Source organism: Streptomyces sp. S07_1.15 (assembly GCF_020739505.1).
GTDB lineage: Bacteria > Actinomycetota > Actinomycetes > Streptomycetales > Streptomycetaceae > Streptomyces > Streptomyces xinghaiensis.
In genome coordinates this window covers 441,176-461,958 of sequence record NZ_JAJBZK010000001.1, presented here as the reverse complement: position 1 = coordinate 461,958, position 20,783 = coordinate 441,176, and the positions used below count along the sequence as shown (strand labels likewise).

16 protein-coding genes are annotated in these 20,783 nt (G+C 75.2%); 9 read left to right on the top strand and 7 right to left on the bottom strand.

Annotation, left to right across the window (positions count from 1 at the left end; genetic code table 11):
* Positions 1 to 37: 37 nt before the first annotated feature.
* Complete coding sequence (locus LIX60_RS02055; RefSeq protein ID WP_227956924.1) at positions 38 to 892, bottom strand: DeoR/GlpR family DNA-binding transcription regulator; 855 nt, start codon at positions 890 to 892, stop codon at positions 38 to 40.
* Between the two features lie 227 nt (positions 893 to 1,119).
* On the opposite strand from LIX60_RS02055, the gene LIX60_RS02050 reads away from it, so the two are divergent.
* A complete protein-coding gene (locus tag LIX60_RS02050) occupies positions 1,120 to 3,507 on the top strand; it encodes a hypothetical protein (protein ID WP_227956923.1) in 2,388 nt (795 codons plus the stop codon).
* A gap of 48 nt (positions 3,508 to 3,555) precedes the next feature.
* On the opposite strand, the gene LIX60_RS02045 is transcribed toward LIX60_RS02050, so the two are convergent.
* From LIX60_RS02045 to LIX60_RS02035, 3 genes are all read right to left on the bottom strand, one after another.
* The gene (locus LIX60_RS02045) at positions 3,556 to 6,003 is read right to left on the bottom strand and encodes a right-handed parallel beta-helix repeat-containing protein (protein WP_227956922.1); all 2,448 of its coding nucleotides are present in this window, start codon (positions 6,001 to 6,003) and stop codon (positions 3,556 to 3,558) included.
* A gap of 157 nt (positions 6,004 to 6,160) precedes the next feature.
* Complete coding sequence (locus LIX60_RS02040; protein ID WP_227956921.1) at positions 6,161 to 6,997, bottom strand: MOSC domain-containing protein; 837 nt, start codon at positions 6,995 to 6,997, stop codon at positions 6,161 to 6,163.
* A gap of 67 nt (positions 6,998 to 7,064) precedes the next feature.
* A complete protein-coding gene (locus LIX60_RS02035) occupies positions 7,065 to 7,547 on the bottom strand; it encodes a DUF6643 family protein (RefSeq protein WP_125623486.1) in 483 nt (160 codons plus the stop codon).
* A gap of 309 nt (positions 7,548 to 7,856) precedes the next feature.
* Between LIX60_RS02035 and LIX60_RS02030 the strand changes: the two genes are divergently transcribed.
* Complete coding sequence (locus tag LIX60_RS02030) at positions 7,857 to 9,161, top strand: TerD family protein (protein ID WP_227962576.1); 1,305 nt, start codon at positions 7,857 to 7,859, stop codon at positions 9,159 to 9,161.
* A gap of 43 nt (positions 9,162 to 9,204) precedes the next feature.
* Here the strand turns inward: LIX60_RS02030 and LIX60_RS02025 are convergent, their stop codons facing one another.
* Positions 9,205 to 10,413: a glycosyltransferase gene (locus LIX60_RS02025; protein WP_227956920.1), complete on the bottom strand. Its 1,209-nt coding sequence runs from the start codon at positions 10,411 to 10,413 to the stop codon at positions 9,205 to 9,207.
* A 133-nt stretch (positions 10,414 to 10,546) separates the two neighbouring features.
* Here LIX60_RS02025 and LIX60_RS02020 point away from each other — a divergent pair, with 133 nt between their 5' ends.
* Positions 10,547 to 11,335 (top strand): glutamate racemase, encoded by a 789-nt coding sequence (locus LIX60_RS02020; protein ID WP_227956919.1) that lies wholly within the window; start codon positions 10,547 to 10,549, stop codon positions 11,333 to 11,335.
* Positions 11,336 to 11,337: 2 nt separating this feature from the next.
* Here the strand turns inward: LIX60_RS02020 and LIX60_RS02015 are convergent, their stop codons facing one another.
* Positions 11,338 to 12,453 carry an O-antigen ligase gene (locus LIX60_RS02015; RefSeq protein WP_227956918.1) on the bottom strand — a complete coding sequence of 372 codons (1,116 nt, stop codon included), beginning with the start codon at positions 12,451 to 12,453 and terminating at the stop codon, positions 11,338 to 11,340.
* A gap of 177 nt (positions 12,454 to 12,630) precedes the next feature.
* Here LIX60_RS02015 and LIX60_RS02010 point away from each other — a divergent pair, with 177 nt between their 5' ends.
* From LIX60_RS02010 to LIX60_RS02000, 3 genes are all read left to right on the top strand, one after another.
* Complete coding sequence (locus LIX60_RS02010; RefSeq protein WP_227956917.1) at positions 12,631 to 13,110, top strand: NUDIX domain-containing protein; 480 nt, start codon at positions 12,631 to 12,633, stop codon at positions 13,108 to 13,110.
* Positions 13,111 to 13,166: 56 nt separating this feature from the next.
* Complete coding sequence (locus LIX60_RS02005; RefSeq protein WP_227956916.1) at positions 13,167 to 14,000, top strand: 3-hydroxybutyrate dehydrogenase; 834 nt, start codon at positions 13,167 to 13,169, stop codon at positions 13,998 to 14,000.
* A 149-nt stretch (positions 14,001 to 14,149) separates the two neighbouring features.
* Positions 14,150 to 16,123, top strand: a complete 1,974-nt coding sequence (locus tag LIX60_RS02000) for a GAF domain-containing protein (protein ID WP_227956915.1) — start codon at positions 14,150 to 14,152, stop codon at positions 16,121 to 16,123.
* 225 nt (positions 16,124 to 16,348) lie between these two features.
* On the opposite strand, the gene LIX60_RS01995 is transcribed toward LIX60_RS02000, so the two are convergent.
* Positions 16,349 to 17,749, bottom strand: a complete 1,401-nt coding sequence (locus LIX60_RS01995; protein WP_227956914.1) for an MFS transporter — start codon at positions 17,747 to 17,749, stop codon at positions 16,349 to 16,351.
* 223 nt (positions 17,750 to 17,972) lie between these two features.
* On the opposite strand from LIX60_RS01995, the gene LIX60_RS01990 reads away from it, so the two are divergent.
* From LIX60_RS01990 to LIX60_RS01980, 3 genes are all read left to right on the top strand, one after another.
* Positions 17,973 to 18,545, top strand: coding sequence for a TetR/AcrR family transcriptional regulator (locus LIX60_RS01990; RefSeq protein WP_227956913.1), 573 nt, complete (start codon positions 17,973 to 17,975; stop codon positions 18,543 to 18,545).
* 212 nt (positions 18,546 to 18,757) lie between these two features.
* Positions 18,758 to 19,942 (top strand): acyl-CoA dehydrogenase family protein, encoded by a 1,185-nt coding sequence (locus LIX60_RS01985; protein WP_227956912.1) that lies wholly within the window; start codon positions 18,758 to 18,760, stop codon positions 19,940 to 19,942.
* Positions 19,942 to 20,700: an SDR family NAD(P)-dependent oxidoreductase gene (locus tag LIX60_RS01980; protein WP_019708156.1), complete on the top strand. Its 759-nt coding sequence runs from the start codon at positions 19,942 to 19,944 to the stop codon at positions 20,698 to 20,700. The genes LIX60_RS01985 and LIX60_RS01980 overlap by 1 nt, the downstream gene beginning before the upstream one ends.
* Positions 20,701 to 20,783 lie beyond the last annotated feature (83 nt).

Sequence of the window (20,783 nt, the reverse complement as noted above, 5' to 3'; positions counted from 1 at the left end):
CACGGCCCGTCCCCGGCCCCGTCCCCGTATCCGGCGGTCAGCCGTCCGCGGCGCGCCCCGTGTCGTCCTCGCCCGCGACGATCAGTTCCGGCAGCCGTTCGGCGATCTCCGCCCGGGCGGCCGGCGACAGGCCCGGGTCCGTCACCAGGACGTCCACCTCCTCCAGCGAGGCGAACGAACTGAGCCCCACCGTGCCCCACTTGGTGTGGTCCGCGACCACCACCACCCTCCGCGCCGAACGCACCAGCCGCCGGTTGGTCTCCGCCTCGGCGAGGTTGGGCGTGGACAGCCCGGCCTCCGCCGAGATGCCGTGCACCCCCAGGAAGAGCAGGTCGAAGTGGAGGGACCGGATGGCCTGGTCGGCCACCGGGCCGACCAGCGAGTCCGAGGGGGTGCGCACCCCGCCCGTCAGCACCACCGTGGCCGGCGCCTGCCGGGGCGCGCCCGGGCGCGCGGACGCGGCCGTGCCCTGGGCGGTGTGGAAGACGTCGGCCACCCGCACGGAGTTCGTCACCACCGTCAGGTCCGGGATGTCCAGCAGCCGGCGGGCCACCGCGTACGTCGTCGTCCCGCCGGACAGCGCGACGGCGCTGCCGGGGGCCACCAGCCCCGCCGCGGCGCGGGCGATCTCCTCCTTGGCGGTGGGCTCCAGCGTGGACTTCGCCTCGAAACCAGGTTCGTGCGAACTGGCCTCCGCGACCGGCACCGCCCCGCCGTGCACCTTCTCCACCATGCCCTGCCGGGCGAGCGCGTCCAGATCGCGGCGGACCGTCATGTCCGACACGTTGAGCCGCCGGGTCAGCTCGTTGACCCGGACACCGCCCCGCCGCCTGACCTCGTCGACGATCAGTGCCCGCCGCTGCTCCGCCAGCAGGTTCTGGCTCTCGCTCACTTCAGCCCCCGTCCCTCGTCAGCGGGCGGATGCCGGCCGCCCCGTCGCGCCGGCCATCCTCCCACGGCAGGCGGCCCGGCGCCGTGCCGAGCACCGCCCGCGGCCTGTGGCCGGAGCGTGTGCGTCCGGTCACGATCCGGCCTCACCTCCGCCGCGCCGCCCGCGAACTCCCGCCGCCGGACGGGATCCTGGTGCGCGCAGCGGACGGATCGGGAGATGAGATCACCATGGCGGTCACACACCCGGACACGGCCGGACCGGACGACCGGGACGGCGCACCGGCGGACGCGGAGGGCGGGACGGGGGGACTCGCCCTGGAACTCCTCGTGCACGGCGTGGGCGGCGCCACACCGCAGGAGGTGCTGGACGACCCGCGCACCGTACGCGTCACGGGCGACAACACCGCGGGCATACACCGCCGGGCCGACGACGCCGGGGCGGAGCGGCGGCCCGGGCGCCACGGCGGCGAGCCGGTCCCGGAGGCGTACTGCTGGGGCGGCCTCACCTCGGGCAACGGCGCCCGCGCGCTGTGGCTGCTGTTACTGCCCTTCATGGTCGTCAACCTGGCGCACTGGATGCGCCCTTCCGCCACGGGCAGCAGGACGCTGATCCGGCTGTACGGACTGCTGATCCGCCTGGTCGCCCTCAGCCTGACCGTTCTGCTGACGGCCGCGGCCTGCGAGGTCGCCCTCGACCTGGTGGCCTGGCAGTGCGCCGGCTCCACGGAATGCGCGCGGAGCCGCACCTGGCTGGGCTTCCTCTCGCCCGGACACGGCGGCTGGTGGAGCCAGCCCGGCCGCCGCCTGGCGCTGGCCGCGCTCATCCCCGCCGCGCTGACCGGGCTGCTGTGGTGGCTCTCCCACCACACCTGGAGCGCCTACGAGTCGGCGCCCCCGCCGGTGCACGAGCCCCTGCGCGAGGGCGACCCGGGCGCCGCCCACCAGCCCGCCCTGCGGCTGCCCGGCTTCTGGTACGGCCGCCGTCTGGTGGCCCGGCTGCGCGCCGCGCACACCGCCGCGGGCTTCCTGACCGTGGCCGCCGCGCTCTCCGCGGCCGCCACCCGGTACGACCGCAAGCCCGGCGGCGGCTACTGGCTCGACCTCTTCGGCTGGTGCCTGGAGGTGTCGCTGGTGCTCGCCGGTCTCTTCGTCGTCTGGGTGGTGAGCTCCCGGGGGCGCACGGAGTCCGTACCGGACGACCGGCTGGACCGCGCCGTCGTGCGCTTCCTGCCCGGCACCGCGCTGGGGCTGCTGGTGCTGGCCGCGGTGCACGCGGCCTGGTCGCGGCCCGGCTGGCGGTCCGGCGGCCTGCTGCCGGGGGACGAGACCTTCGGCGTCATCGCCCTCGGCCAGGGAGCGCTGGTGCTCGCCGCGGCCTGGGTGGGCCACCGGCTCCATCGCACCGACCCGGACAGCCGTTCGGCGCTGCACGGCGTCCGCGGAGCCGCCGTCGCCGTGTTCGCCTGCGCGCTGGGCGGTGTGATGTCCGGGGGTGTCGCCCAGCGGGTCGCCGACTGGCTCGACGGGCCCGGCACCCCCGGCATGAACGACGGCTACATCAGCGGGCCGCCGACCGTGCTGTCCTGGCACGCGGCGGTGATCCCCCCGCTGCTGGCCGTCCTCGTCGTGATCGCCGCCTACTTCGCGGGCCAGACCTGGCGGGTGCGGCGCGAGCAGATCGAGGCGGTCCGCGCGAGCCACCCCGGGGAGCCGGAGGACACGGCGCGCACCCGCAGGATCGCCGGCGTCACCGCCACCGCGCGGCTCACCGACTGCGCCCCCTGGTTCCTCGGCGCCACCGCCGTGGTCACCCTGCTGCTGGGCGGGGTGGCGGTCGCCGGGGCGTGGAGCACCGGCGAGGTGCCCGGCCGTGCCGCCGACGGCGCGCCCGGCGTGGTCGAGGCGATCGCCGAGACCTCGCAGGCGCTCGGCTCCTGGCTGATGGGCCTGGGCTTCCTCCTCTTCCTCGCCGGCGGCCGCCGCGCCTACCGCGACGCCGCGGTCCGCCGCACCATCGGCATCCTCTGGGACGTCGGCACCTTCTGGCCGCGCGCCGCGCACCCCTTCGCGCCCCCCTGCTACGCCGAGCGCGCCGTCCCCGACCTGACCTGGCGGATGGAGACCTGGACCCGTTCCACCGGCGGCCGGATCGTCCTCTCCGGCCACTCCCAGGGCAGCGTTCTGGCGGCCGCCGCGGTCTGGCAGCTCAGCCCGCACACCCGCCGCCGGGTCGCGCTCCTCACCTACGGTTCACCGCTGGAGCGGCTCTACGGGCGCTGGTTCCCCGCCTACTTCGGGCCCGGGCCCCTGCACGCCCTGCACCACGAGATCGACTGCTGGCGCAATCTGTGGCGGGAGACGGACCCCATCGGCGGACCCGTCAACCTCCCCGGCCCCGCCTGTGCCGACGACCCCCCGGGGCCCGACGTGGACCGCGGCCCGCTCAAGGACCCGCTCGCCTACGGCCGCACGCCCGAACACCCGCTTCCCGCGCCGATCCTGGGGCACTTCGAATACCAGGCCGACCCCGTCTTCGCCGAGGAACGGGCGGCGCTGCTGGACCGGCTCCCGGACGTGCCGAGGCCCCGCGCCGCCGGAGCGGCACCTGGCGGCTGAGCGGGCCGGGCGGCTGAGCGGGGCCCGGCGGCGGCGCCCCGGCGCCGCTCAGCCGGGGTCCGGCAGGTCCTCCGGGTACAGCAGCGTCAGCTCGTCGGTGGTCGGCTCGGACAGCTGGGCGACCCGGCCCGCGTGCCGCTCCACCATCGCCTCGAACGTCTGCCGTGCCGTGCGCCCGTTGCCGAACGCGGGGCCCTTGGGCAGCACGGTGAAGTACTTGAGCAGGGCCTCGGCCGCGCCCTCGCCGATCCGGTACTCGTGCTCCTCCGCCTGCTGCTCCACGATCCGCAGCAGCTCCTCGGGCGCGTAGTCGCCGAAGGTGATCGTCCGCGAGAAGCGGGAGGCGACGCCCGGGTTGACGGTGAGGAAGCGCTCCATCTCGGCGGTGTACCCGGCGACGATGACCACGACGGAATCCCGGTGGTCCTCCATCAGCTTCACCAGGGTGTCGATGGCCTCGCGGCCGAAGTCGCGCCCCGAGTCCTCCGGGGACAGCGCGTACGCCTCGTCGATGAACAGCACGCCGCCGCGTGCCCGTTCGAAGGCCTCCTGGGTGCGGATGGCCGTGGAGCCGATGTGCTCGCCGACCAGGTCCACCCGGGACACCTCGACGAGGTGACCGCGCTCCAGCACCCCGAGGGAGTGCAGGATCTCTCCGTAGAGGCGGGCGACGGTCGTCTTGCCGGTGCCGGGGGAGCCGGTGAAGACCAGATGGCGCCGGACGGAAGCGGCCTTGAGCCCCGCCTCCTGCCGCCGCCGGCCGACCTCGATCATGTCCGTGAGGGCGCGCACCTCCCGCTTGACGCTCTCCAGGCCGACCAGGGTGTCGAGTTCGCCGAGCACCTCGTCCGCCGGCCGGGCGTCCGGGGCGGCCGCCGCCGTTGCCGCCGGCTCGGCGGCCGGGACCGCCGGGACGGTGGCCGTGCGCCGCTCGGGCACCGGGCCCAGCAGGCCCGCGGACACGTCCGCCGTTCCGGCCACCGGTGCGCTGCCGGTCGCCGCCGTCGTCGGTGCGGCGGGCGGGGCCGCGCTCTCGTCGCTGGTGCAGTCCTCGCTGACCGGGCCCGCCTCGGCGAACTCGTAGCCGCCCCGGGCGCACCGCTCGGTGCGGCAGCGGGTGAGCGCCGTCCGGCAGCCGTCGATGATGTGGAAGCCGTAGCCGCCGCTGCCGGTGACCCGGCAGGAGGTGAAGGTGCCGCGGCCCTCCGCGGAGACGTAGAAGCCCGCCTCCGTGGGGGAGTTGACCGTGGTGCGCTCGACGGTGGGGTCGGCGCCCTTGGTGACGATGACGCCGGTGGCGGTGGAGTCGACGGTGCAGCCGGAGAGGACCCCGCCGGTGCCGTGGTCGCGGAACCAGGCGCCGGTGGCGGCCTCCCGGATGCGGCAGTCGTCGAGCTGCACGGTGGCCCCGTCGCTCACCGAGACGGCCGTGTTGCGCACCTGGGAGAGGTCGCTGTCCACCACGTCGGCCCGGGAGCCGCGGTCGAGGACGAAGAGGGCGTCGGGCACGTCGTGCAGCCGGCAGGACTCCAGGACCACGGCGGCGCCGTCGCTGACCCACACCGCCGGGTAGTCGCCGGTGCTGTCGTGGATCTCGCACTGGTGGGCGTCGACCCGGGTGCCGGGGTCCCAGACGGACAGCCCGTTGCGGCCGAAGCGGCGCACCTTGGTGCGGGTGAGGGTGAGGACGGAGCGCGAGCGCAGGTCGACCGCGTTCTCCGGGATGTCGTGGATGTCGCAGTCGGAGAGGGTGAGGGAGGCGTCGGTGTCGAGGGTGACCCCGTCGCCGGAGGTGCGGTGGACCGTGCAGTCGGTGAGGTGGCCGGTGGCCCGGGAGGCGATGCGCAGGCCCGCGCCCTTGATCTCGTACACCTCGCAGCCGAACGCCTCCAGGGAACTGCCCTCGCCGGTGAGGGAGATGCCCGAGCCGGAGGCGTGGTGGACGCGGCAGCGCTCCAGCCGGGGGTGCGCCCCGTCGTGCACGGAGACGCCGGACTGCCCGGCCGCGAGCACCTCGCAGTCCTCGAAGATGCCGCCCGCGCCGCCGAGGACGCTGAAGCCGGTGCCGCCGGGGTTGTCGACGGTGCAGCGTCGCACGGTGGGCCGGGCGCCGCCGCGGACCTCGATGCCGGCGGCGGAGCGGGTGGCGACCCGGATGCCGGTGATCTCGGCGGTGCCGTCCTCCACGAGCAGCGCCGGGGCGGACGAGTCCTGCCCCTCCAGGTGCAGGTCGTGCACGGCGGCGGAGGCGCGTACGGTCAGCGCCACTCCGTCGATCGGGGCGATCCGCACCGAGCCGCGGCCGCCGTCCACGCCGCGGAGCGTGACCGCGTGCTCGACGACGAGGTTCTCCCGGTAGGTGCCGGGGGCTATGGAGAGCACGTCGCCGTCCCCGGCGGCCTCCAGGGCCGCGGCGAGGGAGGCGTACTCGCCCGTCCGGCGCCGCCACCGCGACGTGCCGGTGTACGTCACCTGGACCGTGCCCTGTGGTGCCATGCTGCTGCCGTGCCCCCACCTCGTGCGTGCGTCTGTTCGCCGGAACCGGCTGTGTGTTCCGGCGACCCACCGTAGCGTGCGCGGGGAACGGGAGTTGACCGGTCCGGAGTGCGCGCGGAACCGGATCCGGCCCCCGGCCGCGCGGCGGCCTCCGCGGTCACCCGGAGCGCCGGGCGACCACCCGCACCGGATCGCCCAGCCGGAGCGTACCGGTGCCCTCCGGGATCAGATTCTGGCCGAACAGCAGCCGGCCGCCGGCGTTCCGCTTCCGCGCGAGGGTACGCAAGGGCTCCCTGCCGCGCTCGGCGGTCCGCTGGTCGGTGGTCGTGATCACGCAACGGGCGCAGTTCTTGACGACCCGGAACACGACCTCGCCGATCCGCACCGCGGCCCAGTCGTCCTCCTCCCACGGCTCGGTGCCGCCGATGACGGCATTCGGCCGGAAACGGTTCATCGGCAGCGGTCCCTCGTGCGCGTGGTCGCCCTCCGCGATCCAGCCGTTCAGGGCCCGCAGGGACGCGGTGGTGGTGAGCAGCAGCGGAAAGCCGTCGGCGAAGCTGACCGTTTCCCCGGGCCGTCCGTACGCCGGGTCGACCGGGCGGCGGTGCGCCGGATCGTCCAGGTACAGCAGCCGGGTCCCGGCCCCCAGGCGGGCACCGAACCAGGCGTCGGCCGCCGGGCCGGCGGGTACCGCCTCGACCTTGTCCCGGAAGATCTTCACGGGCACGGTCGGGCCGGGGCCCGGCACCGCGACGCGGAGCGGCTCCCGGCCGGGCGCGGTGACCTCGATACCGCCGTCCCGCAGGGGCACCGCCCGGAGGCGTGCCAGCCCCGGAACGCTCCGCTGGGTGAGCACGGTGCCGTCCGCGTCGGTCAGCAGCCATCTGCGGTCCCCGGCAAGCCCCCACGGCTCGACCACCGCCTCGTCGGGGGCGTGACCCGCGAGCGACTTGACGGGATGGACGTGCAGCGCGCGGAGGGAGAGGGTCGCCATGGGGAGCAGTGTGCCACCCGGTCCGTGCCGCGTCCGGACCGTCAACCGGGCGCCCCGGCCGGTGCCGTCAGTAGCCGCGGCCCTGGTAGTACGGGCGCTGCTGGCCGTACGGATCCTCGTACGGGCCGGGCGCCGGACGCGGGGCCGCCGGGCGCGGGGCGGCCGGACGGGGCGTCGCCGGGCGCATCGCGTCGTAGCCCGTGCCGCCGCCCTGACCGCCCTGGTACTGCTGCGGTCCGGGATAGCCGCGGGGAGCGCCGGCCTGCTGCGGGATGTACGGCGCGGGCGCCTGCTGGAGCGGCGCCTGCTGCTGCGGTCCCGGGTAGCCGTAGCCGTATCCCTGCGAGGGCTGGGAGGGGGCGGCCGGCAGCGCGGGGAGCGCCGACGGCAGCGCGGGCAGATTGCTGCCGGTGTCGTATGCCGCGGGCACACGGATCGGCGCGATCTGCGGGGTACCCCGCTCGGCGACGAGGCTGTCGTAGATCGGGGTGTCGGGGAAGGCGGACGCGGAGTAGTAACCGCCGCCATAGGTGGAGCGGGGGGAGGTCATGCTGCATAAGTTAAGCCCATGATGTGCCTATTGGGGAGAGCAGTAAGGGGGTTGTTTCGCGAGTTCGGAGCGGCTGCCGAGCAGCAAGGGGACGGAACCGGACGAAAACCTCCACCGGGCGCCCCGTGAGGGATGAAGACCTGGTTCCGCACCGGTGACGGGGGAACGACGGGAAGACTCCCCGGGGGAGTCGCGGTACCGCATCACCGCGGCCGGTCATAGGTTGTTCCCGGACGAAGTCGTGCCGCGGACGCGGTCCGGCGGAAGAGAACGAAGAGATCCGAGAGATCGAGGGGGAGCGGTATGGCGATGCGCAAGGGCACGAATGTCCCGGTTCCGGCACCGGCGGTGCGGGTGGAACTGGGCTGGCGCACGGGCCCCGGCGTGCCGGACGCGGACGCCTCCGCCCTGCTGCTCCAGGGGTCCGGGAAGGTCCGCTCCGACGCGGACTTCGTCTTCTACAACCAGCCGGCGCACGCCTCCGGAGCCGTCCGGCACACCGGCAAGCGCCCCTCCGGCGACCTGGTGACCGACACCCTGGAGGTCGATCTCGCCCGGACCGAGCCGGCCGTCGAGACCATCGTCCTCGCCGCCTCCGCGGACGGCGGCGCCTTCGGGCAGGTGCCGGGGCTCCACATCCGGGTCCTGGACGCGGCGAGCGGTGCGGAGATCGCCCGCTTCGACAGCGAGGACGCCACCGTCGAGACCGCCTTCGTGCTCGGAGAGCTCTACCGCCGCCAGGGCGCCTGGAAGTTCCGCGCCGTCGGGCAGGGATACGACTCCGGACTGGAGGGGCTGGCCACCGACTACGGGATCACCGTCGACGAGCCCGGGCCCGCCGCCGCGGCTCCCGCCGCGCCGCCCGTGCCGCCCCCGGCGCCGCCCGCGCCCGCCCCCGCCGCCCCGCCGAGCGCGCCGGTGCACACCCCGGCGCCCGCGCCGGCTCCCGCGCCCCCGGCTCCTCCGGCCGCGCCCGTCAGCCTCTCCAAGGTGACGCTGACCAAGGCGTCGCCCACCGTCTCGCTCAGCAAGCAGGGCGGCACCTCGGGCGCCCTGCGCGTCAACCTCAACTGGGAGACGCGCAAGCAGTTCAAGGGCTGGGGCAGCAAGCTGGGCCGGGCGATGGCCATGCACGCCGACCTCGACCTCGACCTGTGCGCGCTCTTCGAACTCCGGGACGGCAGCAAGGGCGTCGTCCAGGCCCTCGGCAACGCCTACGGCTCACTGCACCGGCCGCCGTTCATCCACCTGGACGGCGACGACCGCACCGGCGCGGTCGCCACCGGCGAGAACCTCACCATCAACCTCGACCACAAGCACGACTTCCGCCGCATCCTGATCTTCGTCACCATCTACGAGGGCGCCCGCAGCTTCGCCGATCTCCACGCCACCGTCACCCTCCAGCCGCAGCACGGCGCCCCCGTCGACTTCTCCCTCGACGAGTGCACCGTGCCCTCCACCGTCGCCGCCCTCGCCCTGCTCACCAACGAGGGCGGCGACCTGACGGTGCGGCGGGAGGCCCGCTATCTGGTGCCGGAGCGCGGCGTCAGCCCCCAGCGCACCGTCGACTACGCGTACGGCTGGGGCATGAACTGGACCCCCGGCCGGAAGTGACGGACCGGCAGCCCCTGCCCGGCTCCGGCCGCCACCCCGCTCCTCACGGCCCGGCACCCTCCTCGGCGGTGCCGGGCCGCGCCGTGTACACCCGCCCCTTCCACGCCGCCCCCCGGCCCCGCGCGTGCCGTACCGCCGACTCCACCGTCATCGCCAGATAGAGCACCGCCGTGAACGGCAGCAGCAGCGACATCTTCGGCGGCAGCCCGTAGTAGCGCAGCACGGGCAGATACGTCCCCGCCATCACCGCCCACGCCAGTCCGCCCGCCACCGCCGCCCCCGGGGCCCCGGCCGCCAGGCCCGCCAGCAGAGCGGCCGGCGGCACCGCGTAGACGAGCAGCAGACCGAGCACCGCCAGCATCAGCAGCACCGGACTGTGCCGGAGCTGCGTGTACGCGCAGCGGGCCACCATCTCCCGGATGTCCCGCAGCCGCGGGTACGCCCGCACGCTGCGCACCCGGTCGGCCAGCCCCAGCCAGATGCGCCCGCCGCCGTCCCGCACGGCCCGCGCCACGGCGACGTCGTCGATGACCGCGTCGTGCACCGACTCCGGATAGCCGGCCCGCTGGGCGGCCTCGTCGCGGAGCAGCATGCAGCCGCCGGCGGCCGCGGCCGTGCGGGAGTCCGGCCGGTTGACCCGGCGGAAGGGGTAGAGCTGCGCGAAGAAGAGGACGAAGGCCGGGACGGTCAGCCGCTCCCAGGGGGTCACCGTCCGCAGCCGCGCCATGAGGGAGAGCAGGTCGAGCCCCGAGTGGCTCGCGGCACTCACCAGGTCGCGCAGGCTGTCGCGGTGGTGGGTGATGTCCGCGTCGGTCAGCAGCAGGTACTCCAGGTCCGGCATCAGGGACCGGGCCGTGGCCACCCCGTGCCGCACCGCCCACATCTTCCCCGTCCAGCCCGGCTCCGGCTCACCGGGGGAGACGACGGTCAGCGGCAGCCCGCCCCGGCGCACGGAGAGCGGCGGACGGGCGGCCAGCGCCCGGGCGACGTCCCCGGTGCCGTCGGTGCTGCCGTCGTCCACCAGGACGATCTCGGCGTGCCCGGGGTAGTCCTGGGCGAGCAGGGAGGTGAGGCTGTCCCGCAGCACGGCGGCCTCGTTCCGGGCCGGTACGACCACGGCCACCGGCGGCCACCGGGCGGGCTCCCTGCGCTCCGGCAGCCGGACGTCGGTCCGCCAGAAGAACCCGCGGCCCAGCAGGAGCCACCCCCAGGCGGCCAGGGACAGAACGGCGATCGAGGTAAGGATGGTCACTCCGGGAAGTCTGCCGGACGCGGAGAGTCGCGGCGGTGACCCGCTCCGCGTTTCGGTGCCGGTCATCCGAGTGCCCGGAGCGGTCACCGGCCTCCCTTGCGGGGGCGCGGCGCCCATCGCATAAGGTTGCCCGGTGAAGATCGCGCTCTTGGACTCCGGCCTGGGCCTGCTGGCGGCCGCGGCCGCGGTGCGCGCACTGCGGCCCGACGCGGCCCTGGTGCTCTCCTCCGACCCCGCCGGCATGCCGTGGGGCCCGCGCACCCCCGAGGACGTCACCGACCGCGCCCTGGCCTGCGCGAGAGCGGCGGCCGCGCACCGGCCGGACGCGCTGATCGTCGCCTGCAACACCGCCTCCGTGCACGCGCTGCCCGCCCTCCGCGCCGAACTGGAGCCCGCCCTGCCGGTGGTCGGCACCGTACCGGCGATCAAGCCCGCCGCGGCGGCCGGCGGCCCGGTGGCCATCTGGGCCACCCCCGCCACCACCGGCAGCCCGTACCAGCGGCGCCTGATCCGGGACTTCGCGGACGGCGTGCCCGTCACGGAGGTGCCCTGCCCCGGGCTCGCGGACGCCGTGGAGCGCGCCGACGAGACGGAGATCGACGCGGCCCTCGCCGCCGCCGCGGCGCTCACCCCGCCCGATGTCCGGGCCGTCGTACTGGGCTGCACCCATTACGAACTGGTCGCCGAGCGCATCCTGGCCGCCGTCCGGCGACCGGGCGGGCCGCCGGTCACCCTGTACGGCTCGGCCGGTGCCGTGGCCGCGCAGGCGCTGCGCCGCATCGGCGCCGGGCCCCGGCTCGAAGCCACTCCGGGGGACGGGCTCGTGGTGCTGCAGAACGGCCGGGAGACCGGCCTGCCGGTGGCCGCGCCGGCCTACGCCGAGGGCCGGCTCCTGGGCGCGGTGAGCCCCGCCCGCGGCTGACCTCAGCTCCCGGGAGCACCCTCCGCGGGCCTCCCGTCGCCCTCCCGGTGGACCGCCGGCAGGGCACCGTCGGGGGCCGCCGCCGCGGCGGGCCCCGGGACCGTCCCGTACGTCAGCGGGCGGGAGGTGGCCACGCCCGCGAGGAGCCCGGCCGCGACCGTCACCTGCGGGAAGCTCAGCGCGTTGCCGACACCCGCCAGTGCGGCCAGGACCGTCAGCGAGGCGCCGGCGGTCAGGACGACCGGGGTGGAGCGCGGCGAGCGTCCCAGGGCCACCAGCGTCCAGCAGAATGCGGCCCCCAGCAGCGCCACCCCCGGGAGGCCCTGTTCCGAGGCCAGTTGCAGCGGTGCCGAGTGCGGTTTGCCGTCCGATCCCGGGGTGTTCCGCACGGTCTCGCTCAGGGCGCCGAAACCGTCCGGTCCGACGCCGAGCACGGGCCGCTCGGCCGCCAGCCCGAGGGCGTCCCGCCAGAGCAGCACCCGGTGCTCCGTCAGCCGCCCCTCCACGGCGGCCGACAGCCCTTCCGGCAGCGCGCCCCCGGCCGTCGCCAGCGTGCCGCCGACCACCAGGGCCGCCGCCAGCGCGCAGCCAGCGAGCACGGGCGCCCGGCGCCGCGCCGGGGCGACGGCCGCCGAGCACAGCAGGACGACCACGATCACCGCGCAGCCCACCGGCGAGCCCAGCAGCAGCGCCGCCACGGCGGTTCCCGCCACCGCGAGCCGCAGGACCGTCCGGGTCGCCGTGCGGCGCGCGGCCCAGGCCGCACAGCAGGCGCTGCCGGCGGCGAGCGCCAACTGGGCCGCCTCCGCCCCGCCGTGGCCGGGGGGCACCATGACGACCGCGCCCGGCAGGCTCTCCGGCGCCGCGAGGGCCGCGAAGGCGCCGGCGAGCGCCGCCGCCGCGGGCACGGCGACCGGCAGCAGCGCGCCGCCGATCCGGCCGAACGCAAATCCGGCGGCGACCGCCAGCAGCGCGAGCAGCATCCCCTCGGGGCGCGCGTCGCGCCCGGCGGAGGTGATGAGCGCCCAGGCGGCGCAGCAGCCGAACACCACCACACCGGCGGTGTCCGAGGCGCTGCCGCGCGGCTCCTCCGTGAGACGTCCCGTGGACGGAACCATCCCGTCGACCCCCCAGCTCGAACGGGCACCGTTCACGGCACGGGGCCGCGCGCGGGCTTAAGGTGCGCCACACCGTAACGGCTGCGGTGGCCGGGTGTGGAGGTGTCCGGCGGGAACGGCGTCCGGACATGTGCCACCGGCAAAGCCCGGGGCCGGGACGCCCCTTAGGCTCGCCCCATGCCCACACCCGACTTCATCCGCGCCCTGCGGGCCACGGCCGGACAGCAGCTGCTCTTCCTCCCCGGCGTCAGCGCCATCGTGTTCGACGACGCCCGGCGCGTGCTGCTCGTCCGCCGCGCCGACACCGGGCGCTGGTCCATCATCGGCGGGATCATCGAGCCGGGGGAGCAGCCCGCGCGGACGGCGGTGCGCGAGGTGTACGAGGAGACCGCGGTGCGGTGCGTGCCGGAGCGGCTGGTGCTGGTGCAGACGCTCGAACCGGTGCGCTACCCGAACGGTGACCTGTGCCAGTTCGTGGACGTCTCCTTCCGCTGCCGCGCCACGGGCGGCGAGGCCCGCGTCAACGACGACGAGTCGCTGGAGGTGGGCTGGTTCCCGGTGGACGGCCTGCCGGACCTGGAGGACTTCGCGGTGAGCCGGATCAAGCAGGCCCTCGGCGACGGCCCGGCGTGGTTCGACCCCATGACCGGCGTCTGAAGTGTGGGTCCGGACCACATCGGTGCGCGCGGCCCGTCCTGCCTAAGGTGCCGGGCATGACCGTGCCCCCCGCGGCGGACCTCGCCGCCGTCCCCGCCCCCGCGACCGCCCCCGCGCGGCTCTCCGTCGACATCGACCTCACCGGCCGCACCGCCCTCGTCACCGGCGCGGCCGGCGGCATCGGCCGCGCGTGCGCCCTGCGGCTCGCGGCGGCCGGGGCCGGGGTCAGAGCCGTGGACCGGGACGCCGCCGGCCTGGAGGAGCTCGGGGCCCGGGCCGGAGGACTGCCCGGCACCGTGGAGCCGCGGGTCCTCGACCTCACCGATCTCGACGCGGCGGAACGCGCGGCCGCCGGCACCGATGTGCTGGTCAACAACGCCGGGCTGCAACTGGTCCGCCCCATCGAGGAGTTCCCGCCCGAGGTGTTCTCCACCGTCCTCACGGTGATGCTGGAGGCCCCCTTCCGCCTGATCCGCGGGGCACTGCCGCACATGTACGGGCAGGGGTGGGGCCGGATCGTCAACGTCTCCTCGGTGCACGGCCTGCGCGCGTCCCGCTTCAAATCGGCGTACGTGGCCGCCAAGCACGGCCTCGAAGGGCTCTCCAAGGTGGCCGCGCTCGAAGGCGCCGCGCACGGCGTGACGTCCAACTGCGTCAACCCCGGCTACGTCCGCACCCCGCTCGTCGAGCGGCAGATCGCCGACCAGGCCGCCGCCCACGGGATCCCCGCCGAGCGCGTCGTCAGCGACATCCTGCTCGCCGACTCGGCCCTCAAGCGGCTGGTCGAGCCGGCGGAGGTCGCCGAGGCCGTGGCCTATCTGTGCAGCCCGCAGGCATCCTTCATCACCGGCGCGTCCCTTCCCCTCGACGGCGGATGGACCGCGCACTGACCCCCACCGGGCCGGGCGGCGGCGGAGACGGCGAGCCGCCGTGCCGCCGGCCACGCCCTGTCCCTCCCCCCTCCCCGGCCGCTCCGGCCCGGGGGCCGGCGCCGCACCGGGCTGGCGCGCGGGGACCCGCCCCGGGTATCCCTGGGTCCATGCCCGGATCCCAGCCCCGTCCCGCCGGGGCCGCCGAAGCCCCCTATCTGGAGCTGCTGTCCCGCGGCGCGCCCGTCGAGGAGTACGAGCAGCCGCTGCAGCGCGCCCGCGCGGACGGCGCCGGACCGGAGGAACTGGCCGCCCTGGAGCGCGGCAAGCTGCTTGCCCTGCGGGTGCGGACCGAACTGGAGGGGCGCCGGCGGCGCGAGGCGGAGCTGTCGGCCCTCTTCGAGACCGCGCACGACCTCGCCGGGCTCCGCGACCTGGACGCCGTGCTGCAGGCCATCGTGCAGCGCGCCCGGTCGCTGCTGGGCACCGAGTGCGCCTACATGACGCTCAACGACCCGGAGGCCGGCGACACCTATATGCGGGTCACCGACGGTTCGGTGTCCGCCCGCTTCCAGCAGCTCCGGCTCGGCATGGGGGAGGGGCTGGGCGGGCTCGTCGCGCAGACCGCGCGCCCGTACGTCACCGACAGCTACTTCGACGACCCCCGCTTCGAGCACACCCGGACGATCGACTCGGGGGTGCGCGACGAGGGCCTGGTCGCGATCCTCGGCGTCCCGCTGATGACCGGCAGCAGCGTGATCGGGGTGCTGTTCGCCGCGGACCGGCGGGCCCGGGTCTTCGAACGCCAGCAGATCGCCCTGCTCGCCTCCTTCGCCGCGCACGCCGCCGTCGCCATCGACTCCGCGAACCTGCTGTCCGAGACGCGGTCCGCGCTCGCCGAGCTGGAGACCGCCCACGGCGTCATCGGCGACCGCAGCGCCGTCATCGAGCGCGCCTCGGAGGTCCACGACCGGCTGACCGAGCTGGTGCTCCGGGGCGGCGGGGTGCGCGACGTCGCGGACGCGGTGGCCGAAGTGCTGTCCGGGGCCGTGGAGTTCACCGAGGCCGGCGCCTCGCCGGACCCGGTCGTGGAGCGTTCCCGCGCCGCGGGGCGCGCGGTGCGGCACGGCGACGACTGGGTGGCCGCCGTCTCCGCGGGCGGGGAGCTCTTCGGCGCCCTCGTGCTGCACGGGCACCCGGAGCTCGACCCCGTCGACCAGCGCACCCTGGAGCGCGCCGCCATGGTCACCTCGCTGCTGCTGATCGCGCGCCGCTCGGCGGGCGAGGCCGAGCAGCGGGTACGGGGCGAACTCCTGGACGACCTGCTGGACGCCCCGGACCGTGATCCGAGCCTGCTGCGCGAGCGCGCGGCCCGGCTGACGGCCGACCTCGACGCACCGCATGTCGTGCTCGCGGCCCGTGTCGAGAGCGACGGCGGGCCCGGCGAAGGGGCCGGCGGGGCAGCGGGCGACGGGGCCGGCGGGGCAGCCGGCGGCGGCGCGGCGGCATGGCAGACCGCCGACCGGCAGCGCCTCTGGTCGGCGGCCTCGCACCTCGCGGCGACCCGGCACGGCCTGGCCGCCGCCCGCGACGGCGGCGCGGTGCTGCTGCTCCCGGCCGGACCGGAGGAGAGCGCCGCCGAGACCGCCCGGCAGGCCGCCAAGCAGCTCGGCACCGCCGTCCGGGGCACCGTCACCGTCGGCGCGTCCGCGCCCGTACCGGCGCCCGTGGCGCGTCCGGGCGCTGTCGCCACCGCGTACGCCGAGGCCCGGCGCTGCCTGGAGGCGCTGCTCCTGCTGGGGCGGGCCGGTCAGGGCGCGACCGCCGAGGACTTCGGGTTCCTCGGGCTGCTGCTGGCCGACTCCCGGGACGTCGCGTCCTTCGTCCGCCGCACCATCGGACCGGTCACCGACTACGACGCGCGGCGTGGCACCGAACTGGTGCGCACCATGGAGGCGTACTTCGCCTGCGGCATGAGCCCGGCCCGCACCAAGGACGAGCTGCACGTCCACGTGAACACCGTCGCGCAGCGGCTGGAGCGCGTCGGACGGCTCCTGGGCGCCGGCTGGCACTCCCCGTCCGGCGCACTGGAGGTGCAGCTCGCCCTGCGCCTGCACCGGCTGGCCGGGGCGATCGACGGCTGACACCGCGGTGACACCCGGCCCCGGCCGGGGTGGCGGGACGCGTCGGCGGCCGGCCCGCGCGGCGCCGCCGAGGACAACCGGGCGGGGAAAAGGGGGGTGACGGGCCGGGAGCCGGCACGACGCGGCGCGGACCCCGGAGCGCCGGGACGGCAGAGCGCCTCCGCACCCCCTGTCCCAGGGGCGCGGAGGCGCCGTCTCCTGCGGTCCAGCGCGGTGCGCCGCCGGTCAGACCGTGCGGGCCGTCGCCCCGGACGCCGCGGCGGCACCCGCCGGCTCCGCTGGGGCGTCGTCCTCCGGGTCGAGCTCCGCCAGGTCGCGGTGGCGGGTCTCCTTGGCGATCCAGACCGCCAGCAGCGTGATGAGCGCGGCGGCGATCACGTAGAGCGCGATGGGCGTCGAGCTGCCGTAGTCGTTGAGGAGGGCCGTGGCGATCAGCGGCGCCGGGGCGCCCGCCAGCACCGACGAGAACTGCGCGCCGATGGAGGCGCCGGAGTAGCGCATCCGGGTCGCGAACATCTCGGCGAAGAACGCCGCCTGCGGGGCGTACATGGCGCCGTGGAAGACCAGCCCCACCGTGACCGCCAGCAGCAGGCTGCCGAAGCTCCCGGTGTCGATCAGCGCGAAGAAGGGGAAGGCCCACAGCCCCACACCCGCGGCGCCCAGCAGATAGACGGGTCGGCGGCCGAAGCGGTCCGACAGGGCGCCCCAGACGGGGATCGTGGCGAAGTGCACGGCCGAGGCGATCAGTACGGCGTTGAGCGCGGTCTGCTTGCTCAGCTCCACCTCGGAGGTCGCGTAGACGAGGATGAAAGCTGTGATGACGTAGTAGCTGATGTTCTCGGCCATCCGGGAGCCCATCGCGATCAGCACGTCCCGCCAGTGATGGCGCAGCACGGCGATCAGCGGCATGCTCTCGGCGGCCGGCTTCTCGGTGGCCTTGCGGGTCTCGGCCCGCTTCAGCGCCTGCTGGAAGACGGGGGACTCGTCGACGGCCAGCCGGACCCACAGCCCGATCCCGACCAGCACCCCGGAGAGCAGGAACGGGACGCGCCAGCCCCAGGACACGAAGGCGGCGTCCGACAGCAGGCCCGTCAGCAGGGCCAGCACACCGGTCGCGATCAGCTGTCCGGCGGGTGCTCCCGTCTGCGGCCAGGAGGCCCAGAAGCCGCGCCGCTCGGCGTCACCGTGCTCGGATACCAGCAGGACGGCACCGCCCCACTCGCCGCCCAGTGCGAAGCCCTGCACCAGCCGCAGCACGGTCAGCAGCAGCGGGGCGGCCGTGCCGATGGTGGCGTGGGTGGGCAGCAGGCCGATGGCGAAGGTCGAGCCGCCCATCAGCAGCAGGCTGAGCACCAGCAGCTTCTTGCGGCCCAGCTTGTCGCCGTAGTGGCCGAACACCAGGGCGCCGACGGGGCGGGCGGCGAAGCCCACGGCGTAGGTGACGAAGGCCAGCAGGGTACCGACGAGCGGGTCGGAGCCGGGAAAGAACAGCTGGTTGAAGACGAGCGCCGCGGCGGCACCGTAGAGGAAGAAGTCGTACCACTCGATGGTGGTGCCGATGAGACTCGCGGCGACGACGCGCTTGAGCGAGCTGGAGTTCGGTGGGGCGGGTGCCGTAGCAGCCATGGGTCACCACTTCCGGGGGCGGTTCGGGGACGATCGTGTCGCCACACCGTAGGAACGCGCAGGTCACCGGCCCATGTGGTGGGACACCACACTTCGGCGGCCGGGGGTGCGCGCGACACCCATGCCCTCGGCCGGGCACGGCGTCCGCCGGGACGCAGACCCGCGCGGACGGCGCCGGCGGCCGGCCCGGCCCGCCGCCGGAGGCACCGGATACGCTGACGCCATGCCGTCCGCCCGCCGCACCGCCCGCCAGAGCGATCTGCTCCGGCGCCTGGTCGCGCTGGTGGCGGCGGAGGGCTTCGCCTCCTTCACCCTCGACGACCTGGCCGTGCGGCTGCGCTGCTCCAAGACGACGCTGTACCAACTCGCGGGCAGCAAGCAGGAGCTGGTCCGGGAGGCTGTGAAGTACTACTTCCGGGCGGCGACCGAGGCCGTCGAGAAGCAGGTCGCCGACACCTCGGCCCCGGCGGACCGCGTGGTGGTCTATCTGAAGGCCGTGTCCGAGCAGCTCAGGCCGCTCTCCCGGCGCTTCCTCGACGACATGGCCGAGTTCGCCCCCGCCCGCGAGGTCTACGAGGCCAACACGCGCCACGCGTCCGCCCGGGTACGGCAGCTGATCACGGACGGTGTGGCCGCGGGGGCTTTCCGCGATGTGCACGCCGCCTTCGTGGGCGAGGTCGTCGCGGCCACGATGCAGGAGATCCAGCGGGGCGGGGTCACCGCGAACACCGGGCTGAGTGACGCCGACGCGTACGCCGAACTGGCCTCGCTCATCGTGCACGCCGTCTCTTCCTGACCCGGCTTCTTCCCCACCCGGTTTCCCACCCGGTTCCCATCCGGATTCCCACCGGGCGGGGCCCGGCGCCCGGCCCCGGCCGGTCCTCCCGGCTCTCTCTTCCCCGCCCCGCCGGGGAGGTCACCGGCAGCGGGCAGGCTCCCCGCTGGCCGGACCCGTACCCGTAGCGATACTCTCGTATCGGCTCCAGTATCACTCAAGGGACGGCAACCATGCCCGCAACGCGAACGCTCCCCACAAGGGAAGCCGCCGACCTCATCGGTCTCACCCGTGAACTCGCCGAGAAGGAACTCGCCCCCCGCGCCGCCGAGTGGGAGGCCAACGAGAAGTTCCCCCGCGACGTCTTCCGCACCCTCGGCCGCGCCGGCCTCCTGGGCCTCCCCTACCCCGAGGACTTCGGAGGCGGCGAGCAGCCCTACGAGGTCTATCTGCAGGTGCTGGAGGAGATCGGGGCGGTCTGGTCCAGCATCGGCGTCGGCGTCTCGGTCCACGCCCTGTCCTGCTTCGCCCTCGCCGCGTACGGCACGGACGAGCAGAAGGAGGAGTGGCTCCCCGGGATGCTCGGCGGCGAGACCCTCGGCGCCTACTGCCTCTCCGAGCCGCACGCCGGATCGGACCCCGCGGCCATGCGCACCCGCGCGGTCCGCGACGGCGACCACTACGTGCTCAACGGCAGCAAGGCCTGGACCACCCACGGCGGCTACGCCGACTTCTACACCGTCATGGCGCGCACCTCCGAGGACAGGGCGCACGGCATCTCCTGCTTCCTCGTCCCGGCCGACACCCCCGGGCTCTCCGCCGACCCGCCCGAGCGCAAGATGGGCCTGACCGGCTCGGCCACCGCCACCATGCGCTTCGACGGCGTACGCGTCCCGCGGCACCGCCGTATCGGGGCCGAGGGCCAGGGCCTGCCGATCGCCCTCGCCGGCCTCGACTCCGGCCGGCTCGGCATCGCGGCCGTGGCCACCGGCCTCGCCCAGGGCGCCCTGGACCACGCCCTGCGCTACGCCCAGGAGCGCGAGACCTTCGGCAAGCCGATCATCGAGCACCAGGGCCTGGCCTTCGTCCTGGCCGACATGGCCGCCGCCGTCGACGCCGCCCGCGCCGTCACGCTGGCCGCCGCCCGGCTGAAGGACCTGGGGCTGCCGTTCGGCCGCGAGGCGTCGGTGGCGAAGATGGTCGCGACGGACAACGCCATGAAGGTCACCACCGACGCCGTCCAGGTGCTCGGCGGCTACGGCTACACCCGTGACTTCCCCGTGGAGCGCTACATGCGGGAGGCCAAGGTGATGCAGATCTTCGAGGGCACCAACCAGATCCAGCGCATGGTGATCAGCCGCGCGCTGAAGAAGGACAGCCGCGGCATCATCACCGTGCGGAACAAGGAGCAGCAGTAATGCGTATCGAGAACACCGCCGCCATCGTCACCGGCGGGGCCTCCGGCCTGGGCGCGGCGACCGCCGCCGCCCTGGTGAAGCAGGGGGCGAAGGTCTTCGCCCTCGACCTCCCCGGGAGCATCGAGAAGGCCCCGGAGACGGCGGGCATCACCTATGTGCCGACCGATGTCACCGACGGCGACGAGGTCCGGGCCGCCGTCACGGCGGCGGCGTCCTCCGGCGTCCCGCTGCGCACCGTCGTCAACTGCGCCGGCATCGGCCCGTCCATGCGCATCCTGGGCAAGAAGGGCGTGCACGACCTCGGCCTCTACGCCAAGATCGTCCAGGTCAACCTGATCGGCTCCTTCAACGTCCTCGCGCTCGCCTCCGAGGCCATCGCGCAGACCGGTGCCGACGAGAACGGCCAGCGCGGCGTCATCGTCAACACCGCCTCCATCGCCGCCTACGAGGGCCAGGTCGGCCAGGCCGCCTACGCCTCCTCCAAGGGCGGCATCGTCGGGCTGACCCTGCCGGCCGCCCGCGACCTCGCCCAGTACGGCATTCGCGTCTGCACCATCGCGCCGGGCATCGTCGAGACGCCCATGCTGGCCACCGTGTCCGAGGAGTTCCGGGCCGGGCTCGCCGCCGGCGTGCCGTTCCCGCAGCGCCTCGCCGCCCCCGAGGAGTACGCCAAGCTCGCCCTCGCGATCATCGACCACGACTACCTCAACGGCGAGACGATCCGCATGGACGGCGCCCTGCGCATGGCCCCGCGCTAGCCTCCACCGGCCGCGGCCCCTCGCGGGCCGGCCGGACACACCACCGCGAGGCGCCGCCGCACCCCAGGACCGGGTGCGGCGGC

What these genes read in the sequence shown, in the direction of transcription:
- LIX60_RS01995 (WP_227956914.1), bottom strand. Translation starts at nt 17,749, where the DNA reads ATGGCTGCTACGGCACCCGCCCCACCGAACTCCAGCTCGCTCAAGCGC.
- LIX60_RS01980 (WP_019708156.1), top strand. Translation starts at nt 19,942, where the DNA reads ATGCGTATCGAGAACACCGCCGCCATCGTCACCGGCGGGGCCTCCGGC.
- LIX60_RS02035 (WP_125623486.1), bottom strand. Translation starts at nt 7,547, where the DNA reads ATGACCTCCCCCCGCTCCACCTATGGCGGCGGTTACTACTCCGCGTCC.
- LIX60_RS02030 (WP_227962576.1), top strand. Translation starts at nt 7,857, where the DNA reads ATGCGCAAGGGCACGAATGTCCCGGTTCCGGCACCGGCGGTGCGGGTG.
- LIX60_RS01990 (WP_227956913.1), top strand. Translation starts at nt 17,973, where the DNA reads ATGCCGTCCGCCCGCCGCACCGCCCGCCAGAGCGATCTGCTCCGGCGC.
- LIX60_RS02010 (WP_227956917.1), top strand. Translation starts at nt 12,631, where the DNA reads ATGCCCACACCCGACTTCATCCGCGCCCTGCGGGCCACGGCCGGACAG.
- LIX60_RS02000 (WP_227956915.1), top strand. Translation starts at nt 14,150, where the DNA reads ATGCCCGGATCCCAGCCCCGTCCCGCCGGGGCCGCCGAAGCCCCCTAT.
- LIX60_RS02040 (WP_227956921.1), bottom strand. Translation starts at nt 6,997, where the DNA reads ATGGCGACCCTCTCCCTCCGCGCGCTGCACGTCCATCCCGTCAAGTCG.
- LIX60_RS02045 (WP_227956922.1), bottom strand. Translation starts at nt 6,003, where the DNA reads ATGGCACCACAGGGCACGGTCCAGGTGACGTACACCGGCACGTCGCGG.
- LIX60_RS02005 (WP_227956916.1), top strand. Translation starts at nt 13,167, where the DNA reads ATGACCGTGCCCCCCGCGGCGGACCTCGCCGCCGTCCCCGCCCCCGCG.
- LIX60_RS01985 (WP_227956912.1), top strand. Translation starts at nt 18,758, where the DNA reads ATGCCCGCAACGCGAACGCTCCCCACAAGGGAAGCCGCCGACCTCATC.
- LIX60_RS02050 (WP_227956923.1), top strand. Translation starts at nt 1,120, where the DNA reads ATGGCGGTCACACACCCGGACACGGCCGGACCGGACGACCGGGACGGC.
- LIX60_RS02015 (WP_227956918.1), bottom strand. Translation starts at nt 12,453, where the DNA reads ATGGTTCCGTCCACGGGACGTCTCACGGAGGAGCCGCGCGGCAGCGCC.